The sequence below is a fragment of the Gemmatimonadota bacterium genome (assembly GCA_009841265.1).
GTDB lineage: Bacteria > JAAXHH01 > JAAXHH01 > JAAXHH01 > JAAXHH01 > JAAXHH01.
Genome location: VXMB01000014.1, coordinates 637,185 through 654,274, shown reverse-complemented (window position 1 = coordinate 654,274; position 17,090 = coordinate 637,185). Strand labels below are relative to the sequence as shown.

Genomic DNA, 17,090 nt, shown 5'->3' with positions numbered 1-17,090 from the left:
CGTAAACTTCAGATCACTCCATGAAAACGTAACGTGCGATAAATACAAGCGCCAGGACGTCGACGAGTGGATGCACGTCCGCGCCCTTGCCGCTCAGCCTCTTGATGACCGGATAGGCGACGAAACCCACGGCCAGCCCGTCGGCGATGCTGAAGGTCAACGGGATCGAAATCAACGTCAGGAACACGGGGACCGCTTCCGTCACGTCGCTCCAGTTCACCCGCGCCGCCGCGGCCATCATCAGCACGCCCGTTACGATCAGGGCCGGCGCGGTGGCGAAAACCGGTATGGATTCGACCAGGGGTGCCACGAACAACGTGCCGAGGAACAGGAAAGCGACGACCAGGCTGGCGAATCCCGTCCGCGCACCGGAAGATATGCCGGTGGCGCTCTCGATGTAGGTGGTCACGGTCGATGAGCCCAGCACGCTGCCGAAAACCGACCCGACGGAGTCCGCCAGCAGCGCGCGGTTGGCCCGGGGCAGCCGGCCCTGAGAGTCCAGGAAACCCGAGCGTTCCGAGAGGCCGACCAGTGTACCCATGGTATCGAACAGGTCCACGAACAGAAAGGCGAAGACGAGATGGAGAAACATCGTGTCCAGGGTGTACGGCAGGTGGACGATCGCCTCCCCGAAGAGGGTGGCGGGCCAGGCGGGCAGGCTGACCACGCCTGCGGGCCAGGGAACTTCACCGATGACCATGGCCAGGAAAGCGACCCCGGCGACACCCAGCAGGATCGCACCGCGAATACCCCGGGCAAGCATGACGCCGATACCCGCCATACCGACGAGCGTCAGCGCGAAAGGCCAGGAACGCACGTCCCCCAGGTCCACCAAGGTGACCGGATCGTCCACGATGATGCCGGCGTTCCTGAGACCGATGAACGCAATGAACAGTCCGATGCCGGCCGCCGTCGCGCGCTTGAGCGGTTCGGGCACCGCCGTGATGATGGCTTCCCTAACGCGCAGTATGGTCAACAACAGGAACAGGAGACCCGACGCCAGCACCACGGCGAGCGCGATACGCCAGTCCACCCCCATGCCCAGCACGATGGTATAGGTAAAAAAGGCGTTGAGCCCCATGCCGGGCGCCAGGGCGAAGGGGTAGTTCGCCAGCAGCGCCATCAAAAGCGTGCCGATGGCGGCGGACGCGCACGTGGCGAACAGGAGTTCTCCGAACAACGCCTGGCCCATCGCCTCCGACAGCATGGCGGGGTTTACCGCCACGATATAGGCCATCGTCATGAAGGTGGTCAGGCCGCCGGTGGCCTCGGTCCGCCAGTCCGTTTTGTGTTCGTCGAACCTGAAGAATGACGCGATACGGTTCATGGCCGCGCTGTCCCGCCGTTCATCCCGGCGCCGGTTAGATCCGCCAGGCGCGCGCGGGGCTGGACGGAAAGCGAGAGTCCGTCCCGCTGCCCCTTGCGAAACCGGTAAGCTCCGGCCGCCGCGATCATGGCGCCGTTGTCCGTGCACAGAATGGGTGGGGGATAGACCACCCGGCGCCCCGATTCGGCGCCCCTTTCGGTCATCCGCTCGCGCAGCCGGCTGTTGCACGCCACACCTCCCGTGATCAGAATGGCGTCCACTCCTGCGGCCGCGGCGGCGGCCACGGACTTGTCGACCAGCACGTCTACGACGGCTTCCTGGAAGGACGCGGCGATGTGGGCGCGGTCGCGGTCGATCTCCGCTTCGGCCTGTCCCGAAAGATACATGCGTATGGCGTTCTTGAGGCCGCTGAAACTGAACTCGAAGCCGTCGGGATCGAGGTAGGTCCGGGGAAAGTCCAGGAACCCGGGATCTCCGTCCCGCGACAACCGGTCGATGACGGGACCGCCGGGATACCCGATCCGCATCAGCCTGGCGACCTTGTCGAAGGCCTCGCCGGCCGCATCGTCGCGCGTATTGCCCAGGATGTTGTAACGGCCCCAGTCCTCGACAAGCACCAGCTGCGTGTGTCCGCCGGATACGACGAGCGCGATGAAGGGAGGGGCGAGCTCCCCGTCCGCCAGGCGTCCCGCGAACACGTGGCCTTCGATGTGGTTCACGCCGACCAGGGGTTTGTCCATGGCCATCGCGATGGATTTGACCGTGGAAAGTCCGATCAGCAGGCAGCCCGCAAGTCCGGGGCCGTAGGTCACGGCGATTGCGTCCAGGCCGTTGGGTTCGCAGGAAGCTTGCTGCAGGGCCGATTCGATCGCAGGCAGCAGAAGGGCCAGGTGGGCCCGGGAGGCCAGTTCCGGCACGACGCCCCCGTATTCGACGTGTATGCCCTGCGAGGAGATTACGTTGGACAGGACCGTCGTTTCATCGCGTACGACAGCGGCCGCGGTTTCATCGCAGGAGGTATCGATTCCGAGGATGAGCATGGCCCCTCGATCCGCTCACTTCCGAAACTGCGCCTTGGGTCTGCCAAAACGGGTAATGTTGTTGTCGATGCGGATGTTGAATCCGCGGGCCAGACTGGTGCACGTCCTGGACTGGTGCACGTCCTGGACTGGCGCACGCCCTGGACCTATACTCGATCGTCGCGAAATATGAAACAGCCGCGAATGGTTTACGAATTATATGGTATTACGGCTGTGGCGTTGTCAATGATTATACCGCGGAAATGGCGCACATGGGCACGGCGCGCCGCAGGAGGGCAGATCCGTATCGTCTCGCTGGAGCGGTTAAGGAGCGGTGCCGCGGGCACGCCGCGCCCGGTCGAGGTACCGGGTAACGGCGTGCTTAGAGGTCAAGGCGGTGGGCCTCAATGATCCGAATTACGGATCGCTGCTTCTCAATCGGAATCTGGTATGGTCGCCACGGAGTTCGAGCAACGAGCCGCCCCCATTGATCGTGCCGGCGATGATGCCTTCGTCGCGTTGTGACACCCGGGTCGAAATCTCGAAATCGGAATCCAGGTCGCTTTGGTGGCTGACGTCGGAGTAGAGGTCGAGTCCCTGATGGCGGGGCAGGTACAGTACCGTCTGGCCCCGGTGTGCGCGTATCCGCGTATCGCCGCTGAGTTGCGTTGCTTCCATGCGCACATCTGCGTGCCGAGCGTCCAGTTCGACGGCGCCTTCCAACTCCGTCAGCCGAAGCGTACCGTGATCCAAGTCCAGGCGTGTCAGGCCCGTCCAGTCCGTACCCGTTACTTCGCTGTAATGCGCATTGATGCGAATCGCGCCTTCGACGTCCTGGATTCTCGTGTCCGTGTGGCGGACGTCCAAATCCAGATGGATGCGGCGCGGCGTTCGAATTTCGTAGTGGACATAGGGGATATGCCGGATACTGATGAACCATCGTTTGTAACTGGGAATATCATCATAGTCGGACCGGATCCGCAACGATCGTCCGGATCCCTCCACTTCGATGCTCAGCGCCGTTACGATCTTACTCGCGTAGTCGGGGTTGATTTCGAAGGGTGACTCGATACGGGCGACTATTTCCACCTCGTTACGGTCCCATGACGACAGTTCAAGACTGCCCCTGCCGGTTTCTATGCCCAGGTGGCCGCCCGGTTCAAAAGCAACTGTTTTAGTGTAATGCCTGACCTCTGCGAAAGCGTCCCGGTGAAAACCCGTGAGGTCGGCGGGGAGCAGGATGAGCACGGCGGCAACGGCAAAGACTCTATACGCGAGCGTAAACATAAAGCACCTCCCATCCGGTAAGCTGAGGGTTTCTTGCGATGGGCCCCGGAATGAAGATCGTCAGGTCATCGCGCCTACCAACTTAGACCTCGAATGGAAAGTGTATGTTACCGCAAAAGGATGGAATTGAAGTATACGCCCGATTTGCCCGACCGGGAACCGGTCTCAGCTTCGGACCAGGTTGCGCAGGACAAACCATACGTTCTCCTTGCGTTCCCTGAGCCTCCGGTAGAAATAGGGCATCCACTCCGTTCCGAAGGGCACGTAGACACGCATGCGGAAACCCCTTGCGCGCATTTCCTTCTGGAATCCCGGACGCAGGCCATAGAGCATCTGGAACTCGAAGCCGTCCCGCGGGACTTCCAGTTGCTCGGCGTACCGTATCACGCCCTCGATCAGGTAATCGTCGTGCGTCGCGAAAGCGGGATAGTGGCCGTCCCGCAGGAGCTGTTCCGTCATCGAAAGAAACGCGCCGCGGATGTTGGGCATCCGCTGCAGGGCCAGGTCGGAGGGTTCCCGGTAGGATCCCTTGCACAGCCGCACGCGGGCTCCGATCTTGTTGAGCACGAAGATGTCGTGGGGGCTGCGCAGCAGCATGGCCTGGATCACCACGCCGGAGTTCCTGTGAAGGTCGTACAGGTTGTAGAAGATATCCAGGGTCTGCTGCGTGTAGGGCGAGCCTTCCATGTCCAGCCGTACGAAGATGTCCCGTTCCTTCGCGGCTTCAAGGATCCGGCCCAGGTTGTCTAAGCAGTACGCTTCGTCTATATCCAGTCCCAGGTGGGTGAGCTTGACGGAGATATTGGCCTGGAGCGCGCCGTCCCGGATCAGGTCCAGCATGATAAGATACTGGCGGACGGCCTCGTCCGCCTCTTCGCGTTCACGGGTCGCTTCGCCGAGCATGTTCAGGGTCACGTCGAGCCCGTCGCCGTTCAACGACCGGACGACGTCGACCGCGGCCTCGAGGGATTCCCCTGCGACGAATCTCCTGGCGAGGAAGAACAACCGGCTCATTTCGGCTCCGTTACCTTGTGCGGCGGACCAGGCGGACTGCTTACGCCGTGAAGGGATCGTGTCCGAATCCGGGGCGGCGCGCATAGGTCCACGCGACCCGGCTCACGTCCTCGTTGGACATGCGCCAGTCCAGCAGTTTCACGCGCAGATCCCGGACCGCGTCTGCATAGCGCAGATCTTCGGCCACGTTACGTAGTTCGCCGGGATCCCGTTCCAGGTCGAAGAGCACGTCCGGCATGCCGTTGAAGTGCCAGTACTTGAACCGGTCGTCCCGCACCATCCATCCCCGGCACCTCTCCGGCTGGATGCCGAGCTTCTTCGGTGTCCAGTAGAACCGGAAGTCCCAGTCCGCAAATACCGCTTCGCGCCAGTCGGTCGGACGTTCGCCCCGCAGGAGGGGAACGAGGGACCGTCCCTGCAGGGCGGGCGGCATGCCCGGTGCGCCGGCACCGCCGGGTCCGTCCGTTCCGCCGATTCCACACACCTCCAGGCAGGTCGGCAGGACGTCCAGAGACTCGACGAACTCGTTCATCGTCCTCCCGCGCGTGGCGTCCGCGCAGGACCGGGGATCGCGGACGATGAAGGGCACGTTGTACGCCTCGTCGTAGAAGAGCTCCTTCTCGAACATCCAGTGGTCGCCCACGTATTCTCCGTGATCGGAGGTGAAGATGATCAGCGTGTCCTCCCAGAGCCCCCGGTCCTTCATGAAACAGAACAGCCTGCCCAGATGGTCGTCGATCTCCGTGATCAGCCCGTAGTAGGTCGCCCTTCGCTGCCGCCACACGTCCTCGTCGTCGTAGGCCACGCCGCCCCGTTCGATCCGGTAGGGGACGTGGAAGGGATGGGGACGCTCCAGTTCCGCCGAAGACCGGTTCGGCGCGGGGGAATCGGCGGGATCGTACAGCGCGTTGTAAGGATGGGGCGCCACGATGGGCAGGTGGGGCTTGAAGTAGGAGAGGTGCAAAAACCAGGGCGAATCCCCGGCGTCGTCCATGAAGGCCATGGCCCGGTCCGTCATGAAGGCGGTATCGCTGTCCTCCCGCCTGAAACGCGTGGGGTAGGCGGAATGATCCCGGTCGGCATCCGCGGGCATTTCCACCGCGAAAGGATCGGCGATGACATCTTCGGCGTACCCCTTGCTCCTGAGATAGGCCAGCCAGCCCTCCCCCCTGGATTCGTTCAGCTCCCAGGTTTCCAGGCCGGCCAGGGCCGCGCGGCGGAACCCCTGTTCAGGTTGCGCCCCGGGATCGCCGAAGGGATCGGGGGTGTAGTGCGTCTTGCCGCAGAGGGCCGCACGGTAACCCGCCTCGTCGAAGAAGTGGCCCATGGTCTTCTCGTCCGCGGGCAAGGGCACTTCGTTCCAGGGAGACCGGTTGGCGTGGGGATACCGGCCCGTGTAGAAGCACATGCGGCTGGGACCGCAGACCGCCGATTGCACGTAGGCCCGCCGGAAGAGGACGCCTTCAGAGGCGAGTTGGTCGAGATGGGGCGTCCGGACCACGGAGTGGCCGACGCCGGACATGCAGTCCGCCCGCATCTGGTCGGTCATGATGAAGAGTACGTTCGGTCGACCACCGGGCATGTGGGATCTCCGCGCAATGCGATGTACGGCTGCGGGGTACGGCCGCGCGCAGCGGCGAAAAACCGGAAGGCGCGACGGGCGGCAATGGTGCCGCCTGAACGATAATATGCAGCCGTGATTCCCGATAGGCAAAAGCATATTAAATGAAGGATGCGGGTGTGTGGGCGCACTCCGCCGGCCGGGGAGAAATTACAAGTGCATCCGCGGAGGGGAAAATCGGACAGGTTTTGTGAATAGGATGGACCGGAGGAATGTATGCAGTACGTCTCGCCGTTCGATGTCGTTGCGTGAGAACCGAGGGCCTCGAAAAAACGCAACCATTCAGGTCGTTTCCCTGTCTTAGATGCAGCGCGTGAATCGATGGTCGGCGAGGACCCACAAATGGCTGGAGGACATACCTTGTTTCTGAACAGACTGCATCGGTGGACGATCACCCTGTCCGCCCTGATCATACTGGGACCCGTGGAATCCGAAGCACGCCAGCCGGCGCCGGAAAAACGGGTGTACAATACCCGGCACCTCACGTCGCTGCCCCCCGACATCGACGGCAGGGGCGATGATCCGGCCTGGAACGACGTGGAGTGGTCCGGCGACTTTACACAGCTGGATCCCGATGACGGCGGGGAGCCTACGCAACAGACGGCCTTCAAGATCCTTTTCGACGATCATAACCTCTATGTGCTGATCCGAGCCTTCGATACCGAACCGGACCGGATTACCAACCGCGTGACCCGGCGGGACGACTGGGACAACGACTGGGTGGAGATCCATTTCGACAGCTACCACGACAAGCGCACGGCATTTTCCTTCACGCTGACCGCCTCCGGCGGGCGGGGCGACGAGGCCATATCGAACGACGGCAACGACTGGGACCCGAGCTGGGACCCCGTATGGTTCGGAGCGTCCACCATCGACGAAGATGGATGGCTCGCCGAGATGCGCATACCCTTAAGCCAGTTGCGGTTCTCCGGCGAGGAGGGACAGGTATGGGGCCTGCAGGTACAAAGAAGGCTGTACCGCCGCGAGGAGCGTTCAGGCTGGCAGCACATCCACCGGAATTCGCCGGGCTGGGTCAGCCTGTTCGGTGAACTGCGCGGCCTGGAAGGGATCGAATCTTCCCACCGGATCGAGATCCTGCCCTACGTCGTGGGCGACCTGAACCGGTTCCAGGCCGAAGCACAGAACCCCTTCCGCGACGGCCAGCGCACCGACGGGCGCATCGGACTGGACGGCAAGATCGGGCTCGCCGGCAACATCACCATGGACCTGGCCGTGAACCCCGACTTCGGCCAGGTCGAGGCGGATCCTTCGCGGGTCAACCTGTCGGCCTTCGAGCTGTTCTTCGAAGAGCGGCGGCCCCTCTTCGTCGAAGGGAAGAACATCACCGAATTCCAGGTAGGCGGCGGCGGTCCGTTCCGGAACGATCAGTTGTTCTACTCACGGCGCATCGGCCGGTCTCCCCAGCGGAGCCCGGACCTCTCCGACGGCCAGACCATGGACAAGCCCCGGAATACGCCCATACTCGCCGCCGCGAAGATTACCGGCAAGACACCGGACGGCCTGTCCATCGGGATCGTGGACGCGGTGACCGCGGAAACCGCCGCCCGGATAGACACGAAGGGCGCGCGGAGCGAAGAATCCGTGGAACCGCTGACCAACTACCTGATCGCGCGCCTGCAGCAGGACTTCAACGACGGGGGCACATCGCTGGGTACGATGCTCACGGCGACCAACCGGAACAACAACAGGACCCACTTCGATTTCCTCAACCGGGCGGCCTACACGGGCGGGATCGATTTCCGCCACCAGTGGAGCGACCGGACCTACTGGCTCAACGCGAGCATGTCGTTCAGCCACATCCGGGGCGAACCGGAGGCGATTACCCGCGTGCAACGCAATTCCGCACGGTACTACCAGCGTCCCGACGCCGACTACGTGGCCCTCGACTCGACGCGGACCGCCCTGAGCGGCCATGGTGGCAGCTTCGGCATAGGCCGTTCGGGAAACAGCCCGTGGAACATGGGGATCTCCGGGACCTGGCGCTCACCGGGACTCGAACTGAACGACGTGGGATTCCTGCGACAGGCCGACGTTTTCATGCAAAACAGCTGGTTCGGTTACCGGTCTGAAAAACCGAACCGGATCTTCCGTGAGTACAATGTATTCCTGAACCAGTGGCAGGGGTTCACCTTCGGCGGGGACCGGAAGTTCCTGGGCGGCAACGTCAACGGGGGCGGGCAGTTCAACAACTACTGGTGGGTGTGGTTCAACGTGAACTCGGAGATCGAAGGCCTGTCCACCACCGCCCTGCGCGGCGGGCCGGCCCTGAAATCACCGGGCAACGTGGAATTCAATTTCGACGTCGACACCGATGGACGCAAGCCGGTCAGTTTCGGCATCGGCGGTGGCCACAACCGGCGCCGCGATGACGCAGGAAACTCGAGCTGGGTGTACCTGTCCATGCGGTACCGGCCGAGTAACGCCATGAATATCCGTATCAATCCGTTTTTCGACACCGCCCGGAACGAATTGCAGTACGTGTCCAACGAAACGTTCGACGACGCGGACCAGGTAGGCCTGGCCGACATGGCGGGCCCGACCTACCAGGCGGACCGTTATCTGCTGGGCCGCGTCGAACAGAAGACACTTGGGATCGGTATCCGGCTCAACTACAGTATCACCAACAACATGTCCATCCAGTACTATGGCCAGCCCTTCGTATCGGCCGGCCGCTACGCCCGGTTCAAGCGGATTACGGACCCACGGGCCGACCGGTTCGCGGACCGATTCGAACTGTTTTCGGACGGCCAGTTGGCCTACGACGATTCAGACGAAACTTACCGCGTGGATGAGAATATGGACGGCCGGACCGACTATTCCTTCGGCGATCCGGACTTCAACTTCCGCCAGTTCCGGTCGAACCTGGTGTTGAGGTGGGAGTATACGCCGGGTTCGACGCTGTTCCTCGTGTGGCAGCAGCAGCGCAGCCGCTCGGGCGGCACGGGCGAGTTCGACGCGGGGCAGGACCTGAACGACCTGTTCGACACCTATCCCTCGAACATCTTCCTCTTGAAGTTCAACTACTGGTTCTCGCTCTAGGCGGGTGACGGCTAGGCGGGCCGCAGCTTGTTCACCATCTCCAGCATGGCCGTCATGTAACCGATGGCGTAGGCGCGCCCCCGGTGATGCCAGTCGGTGTCGTCCACGAAACGGGGCACGTGGTCGGTGATCATGAACCCGTTGAACCCGACCTCCTTCAGGGTCCGCATGACCTCGTAGGGATCCACGTTCCCCTCGTTGATGAAGCACTCGTTGAAACAGGGCACGTTCCCCTGCACGTCGCGGAAGTGGACGTAGATGATCCTGCCCGCGCCGCCGAAGTGCCGAATGGCCTTGATCACGTAGTCGTGACCCCCCATCTCCGACCAGCATCCCATGCAGAAATCCAGGCCGTGGTACGGACTGTCGAAGGAGTCCATGGCCCGCTTGAAGCCCTCGAAGCGGCTGAAGATCCGCGCCACGCCGCCCAGCATGGGGATGGGCGGGTCGTCGGGATGCAGGGCGAGCTTGACGTTGCTTTCCTCGGCGACCGGCAGGATCCTTGACATGTAGTATTCGTAGTTGTCCCACATCTCATCTGCCGTGAAGATCCGGCCGAAGGTGGGTTCCGCGTCCCGGTGGGCCTCGAAATCGAACCGTGTGGCCGTCGCCCCGCCGCGGAGCACGGCGGGATCGGGCGTCCGCCAGACGGAACTGGGGATCCAGTGGTACCCCAGGATGGGAATGCCCGCCTTGCCCATGTTCCGGATCGTGTACTTCATGTTTTCAATCTGCTCGTCGCGGCCCGGCAGCCCCAGCATGGCCTTGTCGTAGAAGGGGATGGGGACGTTCTCCAGGGCCATCAGGCGCAGTTCGGCGTGGTCGGCCCGCTTCTTCAGGTCGACCAGGTCCTCCAGCTCCCAGCGCTTCTCGCCCGGCAGTTTCGGCGTGTTCATGAGGAAGTCGTCTGCGCCGAGCTGCTTGATGTAGGCCAGTTTCTCGTCGGTGAGCACGTTGAACTGTCCCAGGCCGATGCGCATTTCCAGGGTCATGTCAGTCCTCGCCTTGTCCGGGATCGGCCGGGGGAGCCGTGGGTTCCGCCTGCTCCGGCTTCCTGGTCAGCCTCACGCCCTTGAGCGCCTTCGGGGCCAGGCGGATGCCCTTGGCCCGGTTCCCCCGAACGGGAAAGAGCGAAAGAGCGAAGGCTTCCTCTAAGACCCGCATCCGCGGCGTGGGCTTGTAGGTGATATTCGCCGTGACGTCGGTATCCGTGGTCAGTTGAAGGATACGGCAACCCTCGGGCACGAGCTCGTATCCCCGGTTCAGAATGAACTTGTCCAGCTTGCAGCGCTTGACGTAGGGATGGCCCTTCCGGTCCCGGTAGATCATGGTGAACACCAGGTCGGGATCGACGAACCCGCAGTACAGCATGCCCTTGTCCACGAAGAGCCGTTCGATCTCGTCGTGGAGCGCGTAGGCGCCGGTCTTGCGGATCACGAGGACCCGGTCATAGGGCGACACTTCGAAGAGGGTGTCGCCGCTGCCCAGTCCATACCCCAGGTATCCGGTGCTCCGGTCGTACTTGAGCGCCAGGTTCCGCTGCGCCGCCTCCCGGGCGTCGACCCGCTTGAAAGCGGTGATGGTCGTCCTGCGGGGAAAGGCCTCGCGGTACCGCCCGATGAGCCCTTCCAGGAGCGTGATCGCGTAGGCCGAAAGATGGCCCAGGTGATCCCTGATCTCCCGCAGGCGGCTGCGGATGGCCTTCATCTCCTCGTTGGCACGGTTGATGTCGTACAGGGAGATCCGCCGGATCGGCACCCCGAGCAGCGTATCGATATCCTCGGACGTCAGTTCCTTCACCCTGGATTCGAAGGGTTCGAACCCTGCCCGGATCGCTTCGTGGATCTTTTCCTGCTCCCGGACTTCCTCGATGCGCTTGTATATCCGTTCCTTGATGAAGAGCTGCTCCAGCGTTTTCGCGCGCAGCTTCGCGTGCAGCTGCTTCCGTTCGATCTTCAGTTCGGCTTCGAGAACCTCCAGGAGCCGCTGCGTGTTGTGCTTGAGCACGTCGGAAACGGGCAGTATGCACGGGTGGCCTGTCCGGATGACCAGCACGTTCGTGGAGATGGAGGACTCGCAGTCAGTGAAGGCATAGAGGGCGTCAACGGTTTCCTCGGAATGGACGCCCCGGGCCAGGCGGATCTCGATTTCCACTTCGTCCGCCGTGAAGTCGGAGATGCCGGCGATTTTCAGCTTGTTCTTCTTCGCCGCCGCCTCGATGGACGCGATCAGGCTTTCGGTGGTCGAACCGAAGGGCAGCTGGCGTATGACGATGCGCTTGGGATCCTTCACATCCAACTGGGCGCGGATCATCACCTTGCCGTTGCCGTCATTGTATTCCGAGACGTCTACCAGGCCCCCCGTCGGAAAATCGGGCTGGACCTCGAAGGGCTCGTCCCGGAGGCAGGCGATCTGGGCCTCCATGAGTTCGATGAGGTTGTGCGGCAGGATCCGGGTCGCCATGCTCGAGGCGATGCCCTCGGCGCCCATGGCAAGGAGGACGGGAATCTTCGCCGGAAAGGCGACGGGTTCCCTGTTGCGGCCGTCGTAGGAATCCACGTACTCGGTGATCTCCGGATCGTGCAGCACCTCCTTGGCCAGCGGCGTCAGGCGGCACTCGATGTACCGGGCCGCCGAGGCGGGGTCGCCGGTGAGGGTCGAGCCGAAATTCCCCTGCTTCTCGATGAACATGTCCTTGTTCGCGAGATTGACCAGCGAGCCGAAGATGGACTGGTCCCCGTGGGGATGGTACCGCATGGTCTGGCCCACCACGTTGGCGACCTTGTGGAACTTCCCGTCGTCCATCTCGAAGAGGGTATGCAGAATGCGGCGCTGCACGGGCTTGAGTCCATCGTCGATCTCCGGAATCGCCCGGTCCTTGATGAAATAGGAGGCGTACTTCAGGTAGTAGTCTTCGAAGAGGGTATCGGCGTAGGCCATGGGGTCCTATACTTCGTCCAGCAGGTTCTCCACGATGTAGTCCCTGCGCTCGGGCGTGTTCTTGCCCATGTAGAAGGTGAGGGTTTCCGGTATGCTGTGGATGGAACGGACGTTGACCTTCACGAGCCGCATGTCGGCACCGATGAACTGGCCGAACTCGCCGGGCGAGATCTCGCCCAGTCCCTTGAACCGGGTCACTTCCGCCCCCCGTATCCTGTCCAGAGCCGCGTTCCGCTCCTTCTCGCTGTAGCAGTATACGGTTTCCTTCGTGTTGCGCACCCGGAAGAGCGGGGTTTCGAGAATGTGGACGTGGCCCGCGAGCACCATCTCCTCGAAATAGCTCAGGAAGAAGGTCATCAGGAGATTGCGGATGTGGTAGCCGTCGTAATCGGCGTCGGTCGCGATGATCACCTTGTTGAACCGCAGGTTCGATATCCCGTCCTCGATGCCGAGGGCCATCATGAGATTGTAGAGTTCCTCGTTCTTGTAGATGGCCGCCCGCGTGCGGGAGTAGACGTTCAGCGGCACGCCCTTGAGTCCGAAGATCGCCTGGGTGAGCGGGTCCCGCGCCGAGACCATGGAACCGGCGGCCGAAGGCCCCTCGGTGATGAAGATCGAGGAATCCTCCCCGAACTTCGCGTGATCGAAGTGGTACTTGCAGTCCTTGAAATTGGGGATCTTTATGGCGATGCGCCGGGCCGCCTCGCGGGCTTCCTTCTTGACGGCGTTCAGTTCCTTCCGCAGGCGCTCGTTCTGGGTGATCTTCTCCTGGATCCTCTGGGCGGACTCCTGGTTCTTGTGCAGGAAGTCCACCACAGCGCTGCGGATTTCGGAGACGAGCCAGCCCCGGATATCGGTATTGCCCAGCTTGTTCTTGGTCTGGGATTCGAAAATGGGTTCCTTCAGCTTGATGGCGATGGCGCCCGCGATGGACTCCCGCACGTCCACCCCGCCGTAGTTCTTCTTGAAGTATTCGTTGACGCCCTTGAGTATGCCCTCGCGGAACGCGCTCTGGTGGGACCCGCCGTCCGCGGTGTACTGGCCGTTCACGAAGGAGAAGAGCGTCTCGCCGTAATTCGTGGTGTGCGTGAAGGAGAACTCGATGTACTGGCTCTTGTGGTATGAGGGCTCGTAGAGGACGTTCTCGCCCACCTCGGCCTTGAGGAAGTCCAGCAGGCCGTACCTGGAAACGAAGCGCTTCCTGTTGAAGACCAGGCGGAGGCCGCTGTTCAGGCAGGCGTAATTCCACATGCGGCGTTCGACGTAGTCCGGCTGGAAGGCGTATTCCCCGAAGATCTCCTCGTCGGGCAGGAATTCGACATAGGTGCCGTCCGGCTCGTCCGCGGCGCCTTCGTTCTGGCCGAGCAACTGCCCCCGCTCGTACACCGCTTCCGCGTACCGTCCGCCCCGGTAGGCCACGACGCAGAAATCGACGGAAAGGGCGTTGACCGCCTTGGCGCCTACGCCGTTCAGTCCCACGCTGAACTGGAAGACCTCGTCGTTGTACTTGGCGCCCGTGTTGATGATCGAAGTGCACTCCACGACCTTGCCGAGGGGAATCCCGCGGCCGTAGTCGCGGACGCGGACCCGGTTGTCTTCGATGGACACGTCGATCTGCCTGCCGTGGCCCATGATGAACTCGTCCACGGCGTTGTCGATCACTTCCTTGAGGAGGACGTAGATGCCGTCTTCGGGATCGCTGCCGTTCCCGAGCCGGCCGATATACATGCCGGTACGGAGCCGGATGTGTTCCAGCGACGAGAGGGTCTTGACCTTGCTTTCGTCGTAGACGGCGGCGTCCGCGACGTCGGCGACGGCCGCGGTGTCCGTGGCGGCCGGAGATCCGTTGCCGTCGACGGGCCGTGCGGCCGGAGATCCGTTGCCTTCATCAGGTCGAGCGCCGTTTTCCGATTCGACTGGTTTTTGGTTGGTCGTGGCACCGCTGCCGCGCGAACCGTTCCCGTTGCCGGACCTGCCGTTCGCCCCTTCTTCCCGCGGCGTGAGCAGGTCGAGCTGGGTGTGCTGGTCCTCTCCGTCTCTCGTACCGTTCCGGGTCGCCATGGGTCCTTTCCCGATAGCAGATGACTGCGGCAACATGCATATCATGCCGCTTCGCCATTAGAACATGTCGTGTCAGGCCATGCAGTTAGCACAATATATGGCCGTATGTCGCGCGTGTCAATATACGCTGTATGGTCGGATGCCGCGCGAGTCAATATACGCTACGTTTGTTTGGTAATTTGTCAAGGAAAACCAGGCCCGCGCGGGTACCATCGCGCGTGCCGGCTTGTAAGACTTGTGATGGGATCAGGGCGCGTGGGACGGACGTCCCGGGACCCACCGCCGGACGCCCTGGGCCCCTTCGCCGGACGCCCTAGGACCCGGCGCCGTCCGACTTCAGGATGTTCCGCGAGATGACGATCTTCTGGGCTTCGGAGGTGCCTTCGTAGAGGGTGGTGATCCGTGCGTCGCGGTAGAATCGTTCCACGTCGAAGTCGCGGATGTAGCCGTAGCCGCCGTGGATCTGAATGGCCTCGTTCGTGATCCGAATCGAGGCCTCGGACGCGTACAGCTTGGCCATGGACGACGCCGTGATGTAGTCCTGCCCGGCGTCCTTGAGCCACGCGGCCCGGTAGGTCAGCAGGCGCGCCGCCTCGAGTTCGGTCGCCATTTCCGCCAGCTTGAAGGCGATCGCCTGGAACTCGGCGATGGGCTTGCCGAACTGGGTCCGTTCCTTCGCATACCGCACGGAAGCGTCGTAGGCCCCCTGCGCGATGCCCAGGGCCTGGGCCGCGATGCCGATGCGACCGCCGTTCAGTATGGACAGCGCGATATTCAGCCCCCGGCCTTCCTCGCCCAGCAGATTAGTCTGCGGCACACGGCAATCCTCGAATAACAGCTCGCTGGTGTCCGAACCCCGGATGCCGAGTTTCTGCTCCTGGCGGCCGACGGTGAAACCGGGGGTTCCTTTCTCCACGAGAATCATGCTGAGGCCGCGATGGCCAGTGCCGGGGGCGGTGGTCACCAGCACGAGGAGGTAGTCGGCGAAACCGCCGTTGGTCACGAAGTGCTTCTTGCCGTTGATGACGTATTCCGTGCCGTCCTTCAGCGCCGACGTCACAGTCGAGCCGACATCCGTCCCGGCGCCGGGCTCGGTCAGCGCGAGACAGGCCTGCGCCTCGCCTCGCCCCAGGGGCGGCAGATATGCCTTCTTCTGGTCTTCGGTGCCGAAGGCGAAGACGCCGTCGGCGAAAAGGGAGTTGTTCACCGAGACGCATACCCCGGTCGACGCGCACACCCTCGAAAACTCCTCCACGGCCAGCACGTAACTGAGCGTATCCAGGCCCGCGCCGCCGTACGCCTCAGGAACCATCATGGCCATGAATCCCATCTCGCCGAGTTCCCGGATCGTATCGTAATGCACGGCTTCGCGCTCGTCGATGTCCCGGGCGTGGGGCTTCAGTTTCTCCTCGGCGATCCGGCGGGCGGTGTCCCGCATCATGGCCTGGTCGCCGCTCAAGGCGAATTCCATCGGTTCCCCCTCTTCAGTTCACGCCGAGCAACCGGGCCGCGGTGACCGCCATGACCTCGCAGCTCCGGACGAGATGCTCGATCTCACAGTACTCATCGGGCTGGTGGGCGAGATGGAGCAGTCCGGGGCCATAGGCGATGCATTGCTTCACCCGGCCGGTGTTGTGGACGTGCTTGTGGTCGTAGGTGCCGGGGCTGGCCACATGTTCCGCGGGAACGCCGGTCAGATCTTCGATCGTGCGGGCGGCCGTACCGACCAGCTCGGCGTCCGGGTCGGTCTCGACCGGTCGAACGACCATCAGGTCGGTGAGCTCCGCTTTGAAGTCCCGGTCTTCCGCGGTCAGGCTGGCGATCAGCGTCTCGATTTCTTTTTTTACGTCGTCGAAAGATTCCTCTATCAGAAAACGCCGGTCGAAGACGGCGGAGCACCGGTCGGCCACGCAGGGCGAACCTACGTTTCCGTCCGTCTGTCCGCCGGTTATGCCGTTCACGTTGATCGTGGCGCGGCGCGCTTCCGGCGGGTCCACGGGCATGTCCGTTTTACGGGCGTGAAGGGCCGGTGCGAGGTCTGACGAGACCCGGCTCAGGAAACGCTCCATCTGGCTGATGGCGCTGACACCCAGAAAGGGCATGCTGCCGTGGGCGGTCCGGCCGATGGTGTCGACCCGGAACCAGTACACCCCGCGGTGACCCAGGCAGATGCGTCCCGGTCCGAAGGGTTCCGGGATGATCACGTACGAAGTCCGTTCGGGGGAAATGAGTCCCTCGCGGGCAAGATAGTCCATGCCGGCGAACCCGCCGGTCTCCTCGTCGACCGTCGCGCTGAACTCGAGACTGCCGCGCAACGAGACGCCCGCCTCCCGCACCGCGGCCGCCGAGAAGAGCGCCGCGGCGATGCCGCCCTTCATGTCGCACGCGCCGCGGCCGTATATCCTGCCGTCCTTCTCTTCCCCGCCGAAGGGATCGACCGTCCAGTGCTCGCCAGGCGGAACCACGTCGGTGTGGCCGTTGAAATGCAGCGTGGGCATCGGCGAACGGCCGGGTAGCCGGCCCACCACGTTGACACGCGGGTGTTCTTCGGAATGGTCCGGATGACCGGCGGCGGTGACGTACCGGGTTTCGAAACCCAGTGCGCTCAACCGGTCGCCCACGAGCCGGGCGCAGTCCAGGTATCCTTCACCCGGCGGATTCACGGAGGGTATTTGGATCAACTCCCGCAAAAACCCGATCATGTCGTTGCGGAGGACGCGTACCTGTTCCACGATGCGCTGTTCGAGCGGGGTTATCATGG

11 protein-coding genes are annotated in these 17,090 nt (G+C 62.9%); 1 reads left to right on the top strand and 10 read right to left on the bottom strand.

Features of this window, described 5'->3' with window-relative positions:
- Positions 1 to 13: 13 nt before the first annotated feature.
- The 5 genes from F4X08_15470 to F4X08_15450 form a co-directional block, all read right to left on the bottom strand.
- Positions 14 to 1,327 carry an NCS2 family permease gene (locus F4X08_15470; protein ID MYD27199.1) on the bottom strand — a complete coding sequence of 438 codons (1,314 nt, stop codon included), beginning with the start codon at positions 1,325 to 1,327 and terminating at the stop codon, positions 14 to 16.
- Positions 1,324 to 2,367 carry a tRNA (adenosine(37)-N6)-threonylcarbamoyltransferase complex transferase subunit TsaD gene (gene tsaD, locus F4X08_15465; GenBank protein MYD27198.1) on the bottom strand — a complete coding sequence of 348 codons (1,044 nt, stop codon included), beginning with the start codon at positions 2,365 to 2,367 and terminating at the stop codon, positions 1,324 to 1,326. Before tsaD ends, F4X08_15470 begins: the two co-directional genes overlap by 4 nt.
- A gap of 396 nt (positions 2,368 to 2,763) precedes the next feature.
- Positions 2,764 to 3,633, bottom strand: coding sequence for a hypothetical protein (locus F4X08_15460; protein MYD27197.1), 870 nt, complete (start codon positions 3,631 to 3,633; stop codon positions 2,764 to 2,766).
- A 165-nt stretch (positions 3,634 to 3,798) separates the two neighbouring features.
- On the bottom strand, positions 3,799 to 4,647 hold the full coding sequence (locus F4X08_15455; GenBank protein ID MYD27196.1) for a proline dehydrogenase: 849 nt from the start codon (positions 4,645 to 4,647) through the stop codon (positions 3,799 to 3,801).
- 40 nt (positions 4,648 to 4,687) lie between these two features.
- Positions 4,688 to 6,367, bottom strand: a complete 1,680-nt coding sequence (locus F4X08_15450; GenBank protein MYD27195.1) for a sulfatase-like hydrolase/transferase — start codon at positions 6,365 to 6,367, stop codon at positions 4,688 to 4,690.
- A 222-nt stretch (positions 6,368 to 6,589) separates the two neighbouring features.
- Between F4X08_15450 and F4X08_15445 the strand changes: the two genes are divergently transcribed.
- The gene (locus F4X08_15445) at positions 6,590 to 9,328 is read left to right on the top strand and encodes a carbohydrate binding family 9 domain-containing protein (GenBank protein ID MYD27194.1); all 2,739 of its coding nucleotides are present in this window, start codon (positions 6,590 to 6,592) and stop codon (positions 9,326 to 9,328) included.
- 11 nt (positions 9,329 to 9,339) lie between these two features.
- Here F4X08_15445 and F4X08_15440 read toward each other — a convergent pair whose 3' ends face one another.
- The 5 genes from F4X08_15440 to F4X08_15420 form a co-directional block, all read right to left on the bottom strand.
- Positions 9,340 to 10,320, bottom strand: coding sequence for a TIM barrel protein (locus F4X08_15440; GenBank protein ID MYD27193.1), 981 nt, complete (start codon positions 10,318 to 10,320; stop codon positions 9,340 to 9,342).
- A gap of 1 nt (position 10,321) precedes the next feature.
- Positions 10,322 to 12,268, bottom strand: a complete 1,947-nt coding sequence (locus F4X08_15435; GenBank protein ID MYD27192.1) for a DNA topoisomerase IV subunit A — start codon at positions 12,266 to 12,268, stop codon at positions 10,322 to 10,324.
- A gap of 6 nt (positions 12,269 to 12,274) precedes the next feature.
- Positions 12,275 to 14,329 carry a type IIA DNA topoisomerase subunit B gene (locus F4X08_15430; GenBank protein ID MYD27191.1) on the bottom strand — a complete coding sequence of 685 codons (2,055 nt, stop codon included), beginning with the start codon at positions 14,327 to 14,329 and terminating at the stop codon, positions 12,275 to 12,277.
- A gap of 313 nt (positions 14,330 to 14,642) precedes the next feature.
- Complete coding sequence (locus F4X08_15425) at positions 14,643 to 15,800, bottom strand: acyl-CoA dehydrogenase (GenBank protein MYD27190.1); 1,158 nt, start codon at positions 15,798 to 15,800, stop codon at positions 14,643 to 14,645.
- A gap of 13 nt (positions 15,801 to 15,813) precedes the next feature.
- Positions 15,814 to 17,088, bottom strand: coding sequence for an acetylornithine deacetylase/succinyl-diaminopimelate desuccinylase family protein (locus F4X08_15420; protein ID MYD27189.1), 1,275 nt, complete (start codon positions 17,086 to 17,088; stop codon positions 15,814 to 15,816).
- Positions 17,089 to 17,090 lie beyond the last annotated feature (2 nt).